Source organism: Marinobacter salinisoli (assembly GCF_017301335.1).
Lineage (GTDB): Bacteria > Pseudomonadota > Gammaproteobacteria > Pseudomonadales > Oleiphilaceae > Marinobacter > Marinobacter salinisoli.
Genome location: NZ_CP071247.1, coordinates 968,337 through 983,306, shown reverse-complemented (window position 1 = coordinate 983,306; position 14,970 = coordinate 968,337). Strand labels below are relative to the sequence as shown.

Genomic DNA, 14,970 nt, shown 5'->3' with positions numbered 1-14,970 from the left:
TGCCTCAGGTCTTGCCAACCCCACGTCAAACCACGTGGAACACGACAGCCATGGAGATTGAGCCCCAAGTATGTTGACTGCCGTCCGCCGACACACTGACATGTGCTACGGAGGCTACTCCCCTGAAGGAGGGCAAATTTTAACCACTCTCCAGGGCGCACGCAACTAGGCCCTCATTTTCCAGACCGGGATCACCGCCAGGGCCACGAATACGGCCACCAGCCACCAGGCGGCGTGAAATGCGGTCAGGGTAGGTACCCCGCCGCTATGCTCACCGAACTCGATGGTCAGGGCCACCATGTTCACACCGAAGGCACCACCCAACTGCCGGGTAAAATTGATCGTACTGGAGCCGGCACCGAGCAATTCCGGGGGCAGTGGGTTCAGCGCGCCCGTGGACAACGCCGGCAGCATAAATCCGATGCCAATCCGGCCCAGCACCGCCCACAGGGCTAGCCAAGCGAATGCCAGCTCCAACCCCGACAGGGCAAACAGAACCGCCGAACAGGCAAACAGGGCGATCCCCACGATGACCAAGCGCCGCGCACTCTGCCGGTCCGCCAGCCTGCCCGCAATCGGAAACGTGATGCCGAGCACCACCCCGGCAGGCAACAGGAGCAGCCCCGCTTCAGTGGCGGAAAACCCCAACGCGGTCTGGACAAACAGGGGAATCAGGTAGGTGGAGCCAAACAGCGCGAGGCCCAATGCCAAAGCGCCAAGATTGGCGCAAAGGAAAACCGGCTTGCGCAACAACGTCATGTTCACCAGGGGATGGCCGGTCCGACGTTCATGAACCACGAACGCGGTAAGCAGAAGGGCCGCAACGAGCCCACCCAGCAGAACCCGCGGCTCCTGACCGCTGAGACTCTGCACCCGGTTCAGGGTGTCCAATGACAGCCCCATGGTGGTGCCCAGCAATACCAGCCCGGTCAGGTCAAACCGATAGGGTGCCGGCCGGGAGACCGGCAGGGGCAGAAACCGCCAGGCCATGAATATGCCCAGCAGGGTAACCGGCACCGGGGCGAACATGACGTAGCGCCAGCTTAGCTGGTCGACCAGAAAGCCGCCAAGCACCGGACCAAAGGCCGGCGCCAGTATCACTCCCATGCCATAAATACCCATGGCTTGGCCGCGCCGATCCCGCGGGAAAATCCGGAACACCAGATACATCCCCATGGGCTGCATCAGGCCTGCCATAGCGCCCTGCGCCACCCGTGCGGCAATCAGCTGCTCGGGCGAAACCGCAAAGCCGCCGGCAAGGGAAAAAACGGTAAACAGAAACATGGCGCCGGCCAGGGTCTTGCGGACGCCCAGATGATCCAGCAGCCAGGCAGAGGCCAGCATGGTGGTGGTCATAGCCGCGATGAAGCCGGTAGCCAGCCAGTGCACCTGCCCCTGTCCGATGCCGAACTCCATCATGATATCGTGCAGGGCGACATTCACCACGGTGGCACTGAGGACCGAGGCCATGGTGCCGAGCATGACCGTGGCTACCGCCAGCCAGCGCCAGCGGGCCCCGTACCGAGCTTTTAACCCTTCAACGGTGTTATCGCTCAAGGCTTACTTCGGCTTCTCTGCGTTTTCCAGAATCTTGTGGAACACCCGAACGGTGCAGGCGATTTCCTCGTCGCTGATGCCCTCCAGCATTTCTTCCCGCAGGGTTTCCGCGCGCCCGGAGAGCTCGTCCATAAACTCGCGTCCGGCCTTGGTGAGGTACAGGCGGCGGGCACGGCGATCATTCGGGCAGGGGCGACGTTCAATCAGGTCCTGCTGTTCCAGACTGTCCAGCAAACGGACCAGGGTCGGGTTCTCAATGGCCATCAGGGTTGCCAGCTCGCGCTGGGTCAGGCCCTCGCCACCTTTCGAGAGATACACCATGGTGCTCCAACGGGCCTGGGTGACACCAAGGTCTTTCAGTCGCTCATCAAGCATCTTGCGCCAGCGCCGGGTAACTCGCGCAACAGCAAAAGGAAACTGGTCTTTCATGCTGGAAACTCCTTTCAACAGGCGGCCGGGCCGCCAGCGGAACAAAGGGCCAAAAAACCACCCCATGCTTACCATATTAGAAAGCCAATAATAGTATGCTAATAATTCCAGTAAAGACAGGGTCGCAAAAAATGGGTTGGCAGCGGGCCTAAGCCTCTTGCCGCTGTTTCTCGAGTTTCATTTCCTCCACCTCGTGGGATTCATGGAACTCGTTATTACGCGGATCCATTTCCGCCAGTACCGGAGACGCCTCCGGCATGGCCGGAACGAAGTGCTCCTGCGCTTCCACAGGCACATCCTCAGTATGGCTGATCCGGTAACTGGTGATCACGCACAGCAACAGCAGGAACCCGGCATTGCCCATGAACAGCCCCTGCGGACCCAGCACGTTGATCAGCTCCGCCATGGCCACAGGGCCGATGACACTGCCCACGCCGTAGCTGAGCAACAACGTGGCACTGGCGGCAACGATGCGATTGCTTTCCATGCGGTCATTCGTGATGGCTACGGCAATCGGGTACAGTGCCGCCGAAAGCCCGATCATCAGCCCGACGGCCAGGGTCAGCAGCCAGAAATTGGCCGCACCAAAGTAGGCCACAACACCTGCGGACGCCGCGGCTGTCATCGCCACCCAGAACATCACGCGCCGACGATCAAACAGATCACACAGGCGGCCCAGCGGCCAGGCAACAATCATCGCGGCAACAATGGCACTGGCCATGAAACTGGACGTTTTGGCCACATCCAGCCCCATCAGCGTGGCGTACACCGGCCCCAGCGCATAGAACCCCCCCACCAGAACACCACAAATCAGCGCACCGGCAACCCCGGAGAATGACTCCCGGGCGAGGGTAAAAAACGAGATTCGGTGAACCTTCTCGATGACCGGCGCCTCCATCCGGGTAAGCGAGAGTGGCAGCAGAGCAAGTGTGAGCAGAATCGCCGCCAGAGAAAACGGCATGAAGTTGGCGGGATCACTGACATTGATCAGCAGCTGGCCACCTGCCGCCGACAAATAAAAGACAATCTGATAAACCGCAAACAAGGCACCACGGTTTTCGTTCGTTGCCCGGCTGGAAAACCAGCTTTCGATCACCACCAGCACACCGGCGACGCTGAAGCCGGACAAAACACGGAACACCGCCCAGACAGGCTCGTAGATCACCATGGGATACAGCAGCGCAACCACGGCAGACACCGCCGCAAACACGGCAAAGGCCCGGATATGACCTACCCGCTCGATGATCGTGTGGACATACATGGTACCCAGAACAAAGCCGATCGAATAACAGACCAGAATCCAGCCGATAACGTCCGGAGAAACCTGCTCAAAGCTCAGGCGAATGCCCAGCAATGTCATCAGGAAAGCGTTGCCGCTGACCAGCAGGGCGATGCTGATAATCAGCGCAGACAGGGAGGCAACCATTCGCGTCAAGGCAACAGACTCACGGCAGTCCCGTTTGCGGGCGGGGTTAAAGGAGGGTTCGATTAAGGTACTGATTCACGGCGCGTATTATAGATCAATAGTGCCACCGGCCAGCTACTAGGCACTTGCCGAAACACCGCCCGCGCGCACACGCATCGGCCTGCGAGTAGCGACAGCACAGGATTTTACGTTATTTTACATTAAAGCGACGTAACACACTGATTTTGTCATAGCGGGTAACATGAATGCAGATATCCACTTCACCCACGAGCGTCTGGTTATGAAAAAGACGGACTGGCCCATCCGCTGGGACTTGCTGCTGCGCTATCGCCTGATCGAAACCATTGCCCTTTGGGAAGGCCGACTGACCACCAACCACATCTGTCACAGCTTCGGCATCGGTCGTCAGCAGGCGTCCAAGGACATCAACACTTACCTGCGGGAACTGGCTCCAGACAACCTGGTATACGACCGGCACCTCAAGGGCTATGTCCCGTCCGAGCAGTTTCGTCCGGTGGTCACCCACGGCATCGTGAATGAATACGTTGAGCTGCTGGCCCGCCAGCAAAACCTGAGCAATACCTTCGAAACACTGGACATCGGCCTGCCGGAAAGCACCTTTCTGCAGGCCCCGAACCGAGTCATCGAGCCGGAAACCATGCGGGCGGTCGTACATGCTACTCGCCATGGCCGCCAACTGAGAGCCAGCTACGTTTCCCTGACCCGTCCGGAAGCAGTCGAAAGCATCCTCGAACCTCACACCCTGGTGTGCACCGGCACCAACTGGCATCTGCGCGCCTGGTGCCACGCCAACCGCGAATTCCGGGACTTTGCCCTGAACCGCTTCCAGCAGCCACCGCAAGCGCTGCGCCAGAAAGCCAAGCACAGCAGCCTGCAGGACGAAGACTGGAACCGGGAGGTCACCATGGAGCTGGTGCCGGATCAGCGTCTGAGCGCAGCCCAGCAGGAGATCATCGCCCGGGATTACGGCATGACCCACGGCCACCTGAAAATACGCACCCGGGCCGCCCTCTCGCCCTACCTGCTCTCCGGTCTGGGCATCACGCTCGATAGCCAGCACCCTGATCCACTGGTGCAGCAGCTGGAACTGGTCAATCCAGACCAGCTCGGGTTCGGCAGCCGCCGGGAACGGGCACTCAAGGCTGTGGCCGGCCTCAGCTAAACCGTTAACGTGGGAGTCAGGCTCACCACCATACGTACAGCGACCCTTCTAATACTCGGCGGCTGCGCGGCGGGGGCGGCAGCGAACGAATGCGGCGCACCGGCCACTCCGATCGCCGATATTCAGGGGGCAGGTTCCCATTCTCCGCTGGCCGGGAAAACCGTTAGCGTGGAAGGCATTATCACCGCCGATTCACGGGCACCCGGGGGCTGGCGCGGCTTTTACCTCCAACAGGCCGACCACGAAACGGACCGTAACCCTGCAACCTCTGAAGCACTCTTTGTCTATACCCGGCACAAAGCCGGCAAACCCGGCGATCGCGTGCGGATCACCGCCAGGGTCAAAGAACATTATGACCTGACCGAACTGGTGGACGTCGCGCGCCTGACGGTCTGCGGCTCACCGGGCCTGCCCGCACCGATACCGGTAACGCTGCCCTGGCGCCAGCCCCCGGAATCGCTGGAAAACATGCGCATCCGGGTAGACACGCCCCTGACCGTGATCGACACCTACGAACTGGCCCGCTACGGAGCCTTGACGCTGGCCAACAGCGATCCGGTCATTGCGACCGAAGTCCAGACACCCCGTCCTGGACAGAATAAGCCCTCCAGTGTCCAGCACCGCCTTGTTCTGGATGACGGCAGTAGCCGGGAGCATCCCCGACCGATTCCCTGGCCGCCCGGCGGCCTGACGGAATCCAACACCGTGCGGGCCGGAGACCAGATCACCGGCATAGCCGGCACTCTCGATTTTCGCCACGGAGCCTGGCGCCTGCAGCCGGAAACCACCCCCGCCTTTCTGCCCGCCAATCCCAGAAAGCCGCCTCCGCAACGTCCCGATGCCCAACATATCCGGGTTCTGACCCTCAATCTTGGCAACTACTTCAATGGCGATGGTCGGGGCGGCGATTTTCCAACTCCGCGCGGAGCGGAATCACCGGAGGATTTTCGGGAACAACATCGGCGGCTGGTAACCGCCCTGACCGCACCGGACCCGGACATCCTTGCACTGGCCGAGGTAGAGAACGATGGCTACGGCAGCAACAGTGCCGTTGCTGAACTGGCCCGTGCCCTGGGCAAGCCCTGGCGGGTGGTTGCCACCCCGGGACAGGATGGCACCGATCAGATCCGCACGGTGCTGCTTTATCGCGCGGACAGAGTGCGTGCCCCGGGATCACCCGGGCGACTCGCCAGCGGCCCCTTCCAACACCGTGGACGGCCGCCCCTGGGTCAGGTTTTTCAACGTCTTGGTGGTGATGCTGCGGTGGCCGTGGTGGTCGTTCATTTCAAATCCAAAGGCTGTCGCAACGCCCGTGGTGAAGACCGCAATCGAGGGGATGGCCAAGGCTGCTACGCCAGCCGGCGACAAAGGGAGGCCAAGGCTGTGCTGGACTGGCTTGAGCACTGGCCGGCGGAGACGAAAATCGCGGGTACCCTGGTTACCGGCGATCTCAACGCTTATGCCAGGGAAGCTCCGCTGCAGCTGCTCGAACAGACGGGCTTCACGAGCATGGTGCACCACTTCCATCCGTGCTCGGCAACGCACTGTCCGCACTACACCTACCGTTACCGCGGCGCGAAGGGGTCTCTGGACTATGCTCTGGCATCCAAGAACCTCAAGCCCCGGATTCTGGGTGCACAGACCTGGTTGATTAACGCCGATGAGCCACCGGCGTTGAGCTACCAAAGCACTTTGAACCCTGCATCGCCGATTCCCTGGCGCACCTCCGACCACAACCCGGTGATCGTCGATATCCGCTTATAGCTGTTCCGGTTTCCCCAGGCCAATCAGCCGTACAAGAGGCCAATTGGCCCGACTAGCCGGTTTCATCGTCAGCCAAGTCATGGGGCCGGGCCCCGGCACCGGTCATAATTCGAACAGTTTGAGCACCAAGGACGACATTGCCATCACGGATGAGGGAACCATATGCGCGCCTCCAACGCCTCCGATCAAGATCTGGGTATGCCAGCCATTTATCTGCACCTGCTAGCGGAGCTGCTGGGCACCCTGGGTATCGATGAACAGGAATTACTGCACCGGGTCGGGTTAAACCCCAGTCGCCTGAATTCCGTCGACCTGAGAGTCAGCCAGCCGCAGGCCAGCGAATTTGTCACCCGGGCAATCATTGAAAGCGGGGAACCCGGCCTCGGCATCATGCTGGCCCGCGAACTGAAACTGCCCCTGCATGGCACCCTCGGTACCGCGGTGATGAGCAGCCAGACTCTGGCGGAAGCCCTTGACCTGATGACACGCTTTCTCTCCCTGCGTGCGCCCCAGCTTGAGGTCACCCGGCAGGTTCATGGCAGCATGGCCACCTATCGGGTGCGCTGCGCCAGGGATCTAGGCCCGTTACAGGGATTCATTCTGGACGCCATGCTCTATGGTTGCGTGTTCATGGGGACGCAACTGACAGGCACCGCCGTGAAAGGTTGCCGGCTGGAACGGCGTGGCCCGGAACCGGGCTATTTCCACCGCTTTCGTCAGCAGATTCCGGTTCCGGTGATCTACGGCGCCGGTGACGATGCCCTGATCATTCCGATCTCCCAGCTCGATTTACCGGTTCGCTTCAGCGACCACCAACTGGCCGCCTCGTCACGTTCGCAATGCGAACTGGCCCTGAAACAGCTGACCGACGATGCCGGCTTCGCCTGCCGCGTGCGCCGGGTTATCGAAACCAGCCACCCCTTTCCACCCAAGCTGGCGCGGGTGGCTGCCACGCTGTTCGTGTCCGATCGCACACTGAAACGGCGCCTGCAAGAAGAGAGCATGAGCTTTCAGGCCCTGGTGGACCAGGTTCGGCTGAAGCAGGCCTGTGATCTGCTCGAGAAAACCGGACTGAATCTGAGCCAGATCGCCGAGACGCTCGGTTACGCCGATGCCGCAAACTTTACCCGGGCGTTCAAGCGCTGGACCGGTATCAGCCCGAGCCAGCACCGGAACGAGGCCAGAAAGCCCCCGCAGCGGGCTCCCGATCAATTTGTGACCGAATCAGCGTGATCAGTCGATGCCAATAATCTTGTGCATCTGCAGGGTCAGGCGCCACTGAGGATGCGCGAGGCAATACTCGGTTGCCTTCTGGGTATTGCTCTGCTTGACCGGGTCCGGCCCCTGTTCTGGTAGCGCTGGCGAGGCCATGGGCGACAGAAAGTAATGGCTGGCACGGATATGGCCAAACTGGTCAGGCATCGCCAGCGGCTGGGGATACACCAGCTTGAGTTCGTCACAGGCCTCGATCACCACCCTGGCGTCCGCCTTCGGGCTGACGCACAGCCAGTCTATGCCGGCCGGCGCCGGTAACGTGCCATTGGTTTCCACCCCCACTTCGAACCCCGCAGCATGGAAGGCATCAATGAGTGGGGCATCCAACTGCAGCAGCGGTTCGCCTCCGGTGCAGACCACGTAAGGACGCCCCTGAGCATTCGGCCACAGCCGCCGGATATGCTCGGCCAGCGCTTCCGGGGTTTCGAACTGGCCTCCGTTCTGGCCGTCAGTCCCGACGAAATCCGTGTCGCAGAAGTTGCATACGGCATTGGTCCGGTCCTTTTCTCGACCAGTCCAGAGATTGCACTTGCTGAACCGACAGAACACGGCCGCCCGGCCCGCCTGGGCGCCTTCGCCCTGCAACGTGTAAAACGCCTCTTTGACCCGGTACATCAGGCCTCCACCTCATAGTCCAGCGGGTCTCTCACACCATTGTTGGCGAAGGCCTCCAGCCTTTCGACACAGGAGCCACAGCGGCCGCAGGCTTTTTCCCGGCCGTTATAACAGGTCCAGGTCCGACCATAATCCAGCCCCAGCTTCAGCCCCTCGGCCAAAATGTCGCCTTTGTCCATGCTCAGGAAGGGGGCCTCAATGGCCACCGGTTGATAGTTGGCAATCCGACATACCGCATCCATCTTCTCAACGAATTCCGGTCGACAATCGGGGTAGATGGCGTGGTCGCCACCATGGGCTCCGTACCAGACGGCATTCGCAGACACCGTCACGGCATAACCGGTGGCCAGGGAGAGCAGGATCATATTCCGGTTTGGCACGACGGTGGATTTCATGCTCTCTTCCTCATAGTGCCCATCGGGCACATCCCCGTCGTAGGTCAGGGCCGAGCCGGCCATGACCTCACCCATGGCACGGATATCAATCACCTTATGGGGAATCTTGAGCTGCTCGCACACGGCAGCGGCCGCTTCCAGTTCCCGCACATGCCGCTGCCCATAGTTGAACGACAGGGCATATACCCGGTAGCCGCGAGCCCGCGCACGATGGAGCAAAGTGAAGGAGTCCATACCCCCGGAATAAATCACAACCACGGATTCGGTCATTCGGTATCCCCATATGGTAACAATGTAATTTCAGTGGCTTACTGCCGCCCCCCGAAATGTCGGGCTGTCATCAGGCTTTTACAATCCATGCACAGATTGTAACAGCGACGAACCTCTTCGGTTCGCCTCTCCGGCCAGGTACCGGTAAACTCATTCAAAAAATAATGCATCAACTACACTGAGCCAATGATTAACACTACATGCCCGGCATTCATCGATTTTGAGGCGTCCAGCCTCGACCTGATCGCGAGCTACCCCATCGAAGTTGGCATCTGTATGCCAGATGGCACCCTTCATAGCTGGCTCATTGCGCCGCATGTTCTGTGGAAGGACTGGTCCGAGAGTGCTGAGGGTATTCACGGTATTTCCCGGCCCATGCTGGACGCCGAGGGCTCCACCGTCCGCGACGTCGCCCGTCAGCTTAACGAAATGCTTCCTAAGCTGGTGTACTGTGATGCCTGGACGTTCGACAGTTTCTGGCTCCACCGCCTGTTCAAGGCCGCCCGTGTTGAGCCCGCGTTCCAACTCGAATCCATCTCCTCGCTCCTGAATCCAGCCGAGGTCCGTGAATGGTCGACCGTACGCCAGGCAGTGATTTCGGAACTGGGCCTGCCGGTGCACCGCGCTGCCAACGACGCGTTGATTCTGCACAAAACCTGGCAAAGAATCCGCCTTCTGTGCCCTTCATTTGGCACCTCCCAGGGCCAAAGCGACGAAGCCTGACCCCCTGTCCACCGCAGCCTGACGACCGCCACCTTTCAGACACGCAAAAAAAACGCAGCCGGGAGGCTGCGTCGAAAATAAAGGAGAGATCCATTTGGTTCCCGGCGCGGCGAGAACCATGGATTGCACAACGTAAAAACACGTGACGCTGCGCATTATGCTGATGGCGCCGTTCAGCGTCTGTAGGGGTTTGCCGCAGCCGGCGCAGTATTGCAAAGCAGTCATAACCCGATACACTGATTCCAAACCAAACCCAAGAGAACCATGGCCAAATGATTGTCACATTCCGATTCAACGAACGCACAGACTGCGAAGTATTCCAGTCTGTTGAGCTGATGATGAACAATCCATAACGGCTTTCGGTCAGTCCCGGGAGCCTTCTGAGCGACCGGGGCCGCTTCTGCTACGAACCCCCGGTTGCCTGTCGGCGCCGGGGGTTTGTGTTTTTGCAGCCGCAAAACAACAGTAGGGAGGGGTTATGAGAAGACATCCGACAAGACACACAGCGAGAACAGCGCCGAAAGGCGGACAGGGGCCGATCAGGCGCCCGGAAAAACTCCCGCTACTGGATGCCATATGCAGGAAGCTGAATCAGCGCGTCAACCTGGACGATGAGCAGCGGGTTCTGGGCGTTTACGAACGGGGCTGGATCTTCAAGGGAGTGTTGGGCAACCTCGATAATGGCGAGGCGCGCTATGTCCGCGCCCTGGCTACCCGATACAACTCCTGGATTGCGCGCCAGGTAGCCTGACGCCGACGCCAGGGCAGGCCTGACCGGTCAGTGCTGCCGGCTCAGGCCCTGTAACGCTGCGAGGTCATCGCCGTGAACCATCACGTAATTGTTGACGACATCGTACACCTTTTCCTGGGAATACGGCTTGACCACATAACCGTTAGCGCCAGCCCCGATCGCCCGCTGAATACTGTCGATCGAATCATCGGCGGTGACCAGTACCACATACTGCTGTTCACGGGTGCCTTTGAATTCCTGCATCACCTGGTGTCCATCACCATCGGGCAGGCCCAGGTCCAGCAAAACAATCTGGAACCGCTGATCGGAAAAGGCGGCACGAGCGGAGGCTGCGTCAGCGCATTCGACAACCTGGGTTGCGCCCGCCTGGTACAGCAGATCGACCAGGCGTTCACGCATGATCGGCTCATCCTCAACCACCAGTACTCTGAGCTCTCTCATCGACGGTCTCCTGCCAAACTTCGATATGCGGTCATCGTGATACTCCAGTCACAGCGATTCGTTGCCCGTTCGACGGGGTAAGTCCAGGGGCTCGGGACGAGGCCTGGAGGCCGGCTGGTCCTCGCTAATTGGCTCATCCGCGACATCGGACACCTCGGAATCACCCCGGATCAGAATATTACTGATCCCGACGGCGGTGGAATACAGGGCAATGGCGAGAATCAGCAAGATCGGCTGAATAAAGGCGACGAACCCCGGCACTTCCACGCTCCCGATTATACTCAGTATCAGGATCATTGCCGGCCCGAGAACCACAAACAAGGTGAGCGCGATAAAGAAAACAATCCGCTCCTTGAAGGCCCCCAGATCCCGATTGCTGACCAGCCCGAGAACGAACTTGCCGATCGCAAGCCCCGCCAGGATGGCTGCGGCGATGCTCAGATCCGGGCGCAGCAGGGTTTCATAAAGCCGGCCATCCCACAGCCGCTGCATGATGATGACCAGAAATGGAAACAACACGAACAGCACATCGGCGTAGGTGCCGTACATCATGCTCAGGGAGTGACGCTCCCGGTGGTACTGCTTATCAGTCATGACTTTTCTCCAATCATGCCATTGCGGTTCATCCCGCGGTTAATCCCCGAGTGACGGTTCGGCGGCCGCACGAGCCCGATCAATCATATCAACCAGGCTATCCAGTTCTGTCCGAACGCTGTCCCAGTCCGCTGCTTCGGCCACCAACATCGCCTCCAGAACGCCGGCTTGGCGCGTCATCTGGGGGTAACCCATGGCGCCCGCCGTGCCCTTGATCTGGTGAACTTCGACCCGTAAACCCTCGGGATCCCGACTGGTGAAGGCGCGCTCCATGTGGTCGCGGTGCGCCGCCAGCCCGCGCAAGAACTTGTGCACCAGATGCTTGATGCCCGGATCTTCCGACACCTGTTCCGACCTCTGACCGGCCCTTGGCAAGTAGCGTTCAAGCAAGGCCTGCAGGTGCCCCTGGTCGATTGGCTTGTTCAAAACGCCTTCGCAGCCGGCGTCCGTCAGGGCGTCGATTTCCTTCTGGTCTCCGGCGGTGAAGGCGATAATGGGCCGCCGGAAACCGGCCTGACGCAGCAAACGGGCCGCCTCAACGCCATCCATCCCCGGCATGTGTCGATCCATCAATAGCAGTTGCACGGAGTCTGACAGGGCACGGCGCACGGCCTCTTCGCCACTGGCAACGGTGATCACATCCAGGCCCTGACGTTTGAGCATGCGCGCCACCAGTTGGCGGTTCTGGTCGTTGTCTTCGGCTACCAGGACCTGGCCGGTAAAACGGGCCACGGGTGGCTCAACCACCTCCGACTGGACGGTAAGATACCGAGCCAGCAGCTCGTAAAACCGTTGCTTGTCGATCGGCTTGGCCAGATGCTCGTTGCACCCCGCGCGCCGATAATCGGCGATGTCTTCTGCCATCACATTGGCGGTCAGCGCAATGACCGGTGTATTCTTGCCAGCTTCCCGCAGCGCCGCGGTGGCATCCCGCCCGTTCATCACCGGCATCTGGATGTCCATCAGAATCAGGTCAAACTCTTCCCGCAGGGCCAGTTCCAGCGCTTCCGCCCCATTGCCAACATGCACCAGGTCTGCTCCGGTCCGGGAGACCAGCAGCGACACCAGCCGGCGGTTAACTTCGTTGTCTTCCGCACACAGGATACGACCCGAAAGTTTCGGCGCCATCACCATGGGCAGGTTGCGCCGGCGCTGGCTCAGCTCCGAGGCATCGCGCAGGAAATGCACCCCGCCCAGCGAACCCGTGCGAATCGACAGCTCAAATTCGCTGCCCTCGCCGTAGGTGCTGTGGACCCGGATGGTGCCCCCGAGCAATTCCGCCAGGCGGCGGGAGATACTGAGGCCAAGCCCGGTACCCCCGTACTGCCTGGAGATAGAGGCACTGCCCTGGGCAAACGGATCGAACAGGCGTTCAAACTGCTCCGGCTTCATGCCAATGCCGGTATCCACCACGGTGGCGATCAGTGTTTCATTCTGGGCATCACACCGAACCACCAGGGAAATCGATCCTTTATTGGTGAATTTCAGGGCATTTCCGCACAAATTGATGATGATTTGCCGCAGGCGGGTGGGATCGGTCTGAATTTTCTCGGGCAGGGGATACTCGCAGATAATGAAGAAATCCAGACCCTTTTCCTTGGCTTTGGGAGCAAAGAAGGCGCGGATCTCATCCAGCAATTCCGGCAGATTCACCGACACCACGTCCACGCTGAGCTTGTTGGCGTCAATCTTTGAGTGATCCAGAATGTCGTTGACCAGGTCCAGCAGGTGCCTGCCGCTGCGCACTACGGTTTCGGCGCTGGTTTTCTTTTCCTCCTCGCTGAGGCTGGCGTCGAGCAAGGTTTCGCCATAGCCGATGATGGCCGCCAACGGGGTTCGGATTTCGTGGCTCATGTTGGCAAGGAACTGGCTTTTCGCCTGGGCGGAATTCCGGGCCAGTTCTTTCTCCAGCCGCTCCTGCTCACGTTCGCGCTCGATTCGCCGCCGCTGATGGGTTTCCGTCAAATCGATGCAGGTGCCTTCCAGATAAAGGGGCTCGCCGTCGGCGTCATAAACCGTGTGCAGGGAAAGGTTGGCCCAGCGTTCTTCACCGGCTCGGCTCAGGTATCGGGCCTCAATGCCCTTGGCTGCACCCGTGGCCTGCAATTTTTCGATCACCCGCTGCCTTAGCTGGTCGTCAGCAATGCAGGTTTCCAGCACATCCGGATTGCGCCGGAGTAATTCGTCACTGCTGGCATACCCCATCAGTTCGGCCATGGCGGGATTTGCCGTTAACAAACGGCGATCCGGCGACATCTGGAAGACGCCCTCAATGGCGTTATCGAACAGCGACTGGTACCGCTGCAGGTTCGACAGAGCCCGCCGGCTCCAGTCCAGCGCCTCGCCCTGTACCTGTTTGATCTGATCAGCCAGGGCGAAGGAAAACAGGATCACCTGGGCAACCACACCGATCTGCAGGGAATAATTGGTGAGCGGATTCAGCGGCAGGAAACCCATGACCGTCAGCGCGTATACCCCGAAACCGGTGAGCGCCAGCGTCCAGGCAAAGAAGTAGGACTTGGCAGCCGGATTGTAGTAGCGCCAGGACACATAGCTCACCACGATCAGGATCAGACTGACCAGAATCGACCCCAGAACACTCCATTCCATTGCCACCTGGTAAGGCATGAAGAAGTTCAGGCCAAAGGTTACTGTCACGATCCACAGACTGACCTTGATTACCTTGTCGAGATGAGGCGATCGCTCTTTCGTCTCCAGCAGGTGGCGGGCCATCAGGAAGCCCCACAACCAGATCGCGATAATCTGGAAATGCAGGTACTCCTTACTCAACAGGGCCGGGCGGCTATCCAGCAGTTGAATGCCGTGCACCTGCTCGGTGACGATAAAAATAGCCGCTGACACCAGGTACAGCACGTAGTAGATAATGCTGCGCTCACGTACCGACACAGCCACAAACAGGTTGTAGGCCAGAATCGCAAAAATCGCTCCGAGCAAAACGCCACGAAACGCCTCGTCAATGGAGATCTTTTCGATGTAACTGTCAGGATGCCAGAGCGTGACCGGCACTCGGAAGGTGTTGGTGTTGGTAATCCGCAGGAACACCGAAGTAACGCCACCCGGGGCCAGATCAAGACGGAACGTGGGGTTGGGAACGGCAAGGTCACGCTCGGACCAGTTATCCCGGTAACCGGCCTGACTCTGCTGCACCAGTTCGCCGTCGCGCACCAGGTACAGACGGACGTCGTCCACCAGGGGTAGGGCAAGTTCGAGGATCCAGTTGGTATCGGCGGCGGTGCCGACCGGGCGAACATCCACACGGACCCAGTAGGCGGAATCGGTGTAACCGAAATTAAGGGTGCCACCATCATGGCGCCTGAAAGCCCGGAGTCCACGGTCTTTGATGTCGTGGAAAGACAGGCTCTGAGCGGGGTCTTCCAGATACCAGAGGCATCCGCTGAGGTCCTGGACACTGCTTGTCCCACTGCCAAGCACCAGCATTCCGTCTCGGCACGGATTCTGGCCCGCATGGGCGGGCGACAACATGGCCGACAGGACAAGCAGAGCCAGCAGCATACGAATAACTGCT

13 protein-coding genes are annotated in these 14,970 nt (G+C 59.9%); 5 read left to right on the top strand and 8 right to left on the bottom strand.

The annotated features are described in order from the left end of the window. Positions 1 to 165 precede the first annotated feature (165 nt). From LPB19_RS04380 to LPB19_RS04370, 3 genes are all read right to left on the bottom strand, one after another. Entirely contained in the window at positions 166 to 1,557 is a 1,392-nt protein-coding gene (locus tag LPB19_RS04380; protein ID WP_206644895.1) for a DHA2 family efflux MFS transporter permease subunit, read from the bottom strand. Between the two features lie 3 nt (positions 1,558 to 1,560). Next, entirely contained in the window at positions 1,561 to 1,986 is a 426-nt protein-coding gene (locus LPB19_RS04375) for a MarR family transcriptional regulator (RefSeq protein ID WP_206644894.1), read from the bottom strand. A 148-nt stretch (positions 1,987 to 2,134) separates the two neighbouring features. Next, positions 2,135 to 3,421: an MFS transporter gene (locus LPB19_RS04370; protein WP_206644893.1), complete on the bottom strand. Its 1,287-nt coding sequence runs from the start codon at positions 3,419 to 3,421 to the stop codon at positions 2,135 to 2,137. A gap of 271 nt (positions 3,422 to 3,692) precedes the next feature. Here LPB19_RS04370 and LPB19_RS04365 point away from each other — a divergent pair, with 271 nt between their 5' ends. From LPB19_RS04365 to LPB19_RS04355, 3 genes are all read left to right on the top strand, one after another. Next, the gene (locus LPB19_RS04365) at positions 3,693 to 4,595 is read left to right on the top strand and encodes a helix-turn-helix transcriptional regulator (protein WP_206645683.1); all 903 of its coding nucleotides are present in this window, start codon (positions 3,693 to 3,695) and stop codon (positions 4,593 to 4,595) included. A gap of 168 nt (positions 4,596 to 4,763) precedes the next feature. Next, positions 4,764 to 6,359, top strand: a complete 1,596-nt coding sequence (locus LPB19_RS04360) for an ExeM/NucH family extracellular endonuclease (protein ID WP_228289208.1) — start codon at positions 4,764 to 4,766, stop codon at positions 6,357 to 6,359. 162 nt (positions 6,360 to 6,521) lie between these two features. Then, a complete protein-coding gene (locus LPB19_RS04355) occupies positions 6,522 to 7,592 on the top strand; it encodes an AraC family transcriptional regulator (RefSeq protein ID WP_206644892.1) in 1,071 nt (356 codons plus the stop codon). On the opposite strand, the gene queE is transcribed toward LPB19_RS04355, so the two are convergent. Together queE and queC are read right to left on the bottom strand one after the other, a co-directional pair. Then, complete coding sequence (queE, locus tag LPB19_RS04350) at positions 7,593 to 8,249, bottom strand: 7-carboxy-7-deazaguanine synthase (RefSeq protein WP_206644891.1); 657 nt, start codon at positions 8,247 to 8,249, stop codon at positions 7,593 to 7,595. Then, the gene (gene queC / locus LPB19_RS04345; protein WP_206644890.1) at positions 8,249 to 8,914 is read right to left on the bottom strand and encodes a 7-cyano-7-deazaguanine synthase QueC; all 666 of its coding nucleotides are present in this window, start codon (positions 8,912 to 8,914) and stop codon (positions 8,249 to 8,251) included. Before queC ends, queE begins: the two co-directional genes overlap by 1 nt. A 186-nt stretch (positions 8,915 to 9,100) precedes the next feature. Here queC and LPB19_RS04340 point away from each other — a divergent pair, with 186 nt between their 5' ends. Together LPB19_RS04340 and LPB19_RS04335 are read left to right on the top strand one after the other, a co-directional pair. Beyond that, a complete protein-coding gene (locus LPB19_RS04340) occupies positions 9,101 to 9,637 on the top strand; it encodes a 3'-5' exonuclease (protein ID WP_206644889.1) in 537 nt (178 codons plus the stop codon). Between the two features lie 478 nt (positions 9,638 to 10,115). Beyond that, on the top strand, positions 10,116 to 10,388 hold the full coding sequence (locus LPB19_RS04335; protein WP_206644888.1) for a hypothetical protein: 273 nt from the start codon (positions 10,116 to 10,118) through the stop codon (positions 10,386 to 10,388). Between the two features lie 27 nt (positions 10,389 to 10,415). Here the strand turns inward: LPB19_RS04335 and LPB19_RS04330 are convergent, their stop codons facing one another. The 3 genes from LPB19_RS04330 to LPB19_RS04320 are packed head-to-tail and all read right to left on the bottom strand — an operon-like array spanning position 10,416 to position 14,957. Then, positions 10,416 to 10,829, bottom strand: coding sequence for a response regulator (locus LPB19_RS04330; RefSeq protein ID WP_206644887.1), 414 nt, complete (start codon positions 10,827 to 10,829; stop codon positions 10,416 to 10,418). A gap of 48 nt (positions 10,830 to 10,877) precedes the next feature. Next, positions 10,878 to 11,423 (bottom strand): hypothetical protein, encoded by a 546-nt coding sequence (locus LPB19_RS04325; protein ID WP_206644886.1) that lies wholly within the window; start codon positions 11,421 to 11,423, stop codon positions 10,878 to 10,880. Positions 11,424 to 11,462: 39 nt separating this feature from the next. Further along, entirely contained in the window at positions 11,463 to 14,957 is a 3,495-nt protein-coding gene (locus tag LPB19_RS04320; protein ID WP_228289207.1) for a response regulator, read from the bottom strand. Positions 14,958 to 14,970 lie beyond the last annotated feature (13 nt).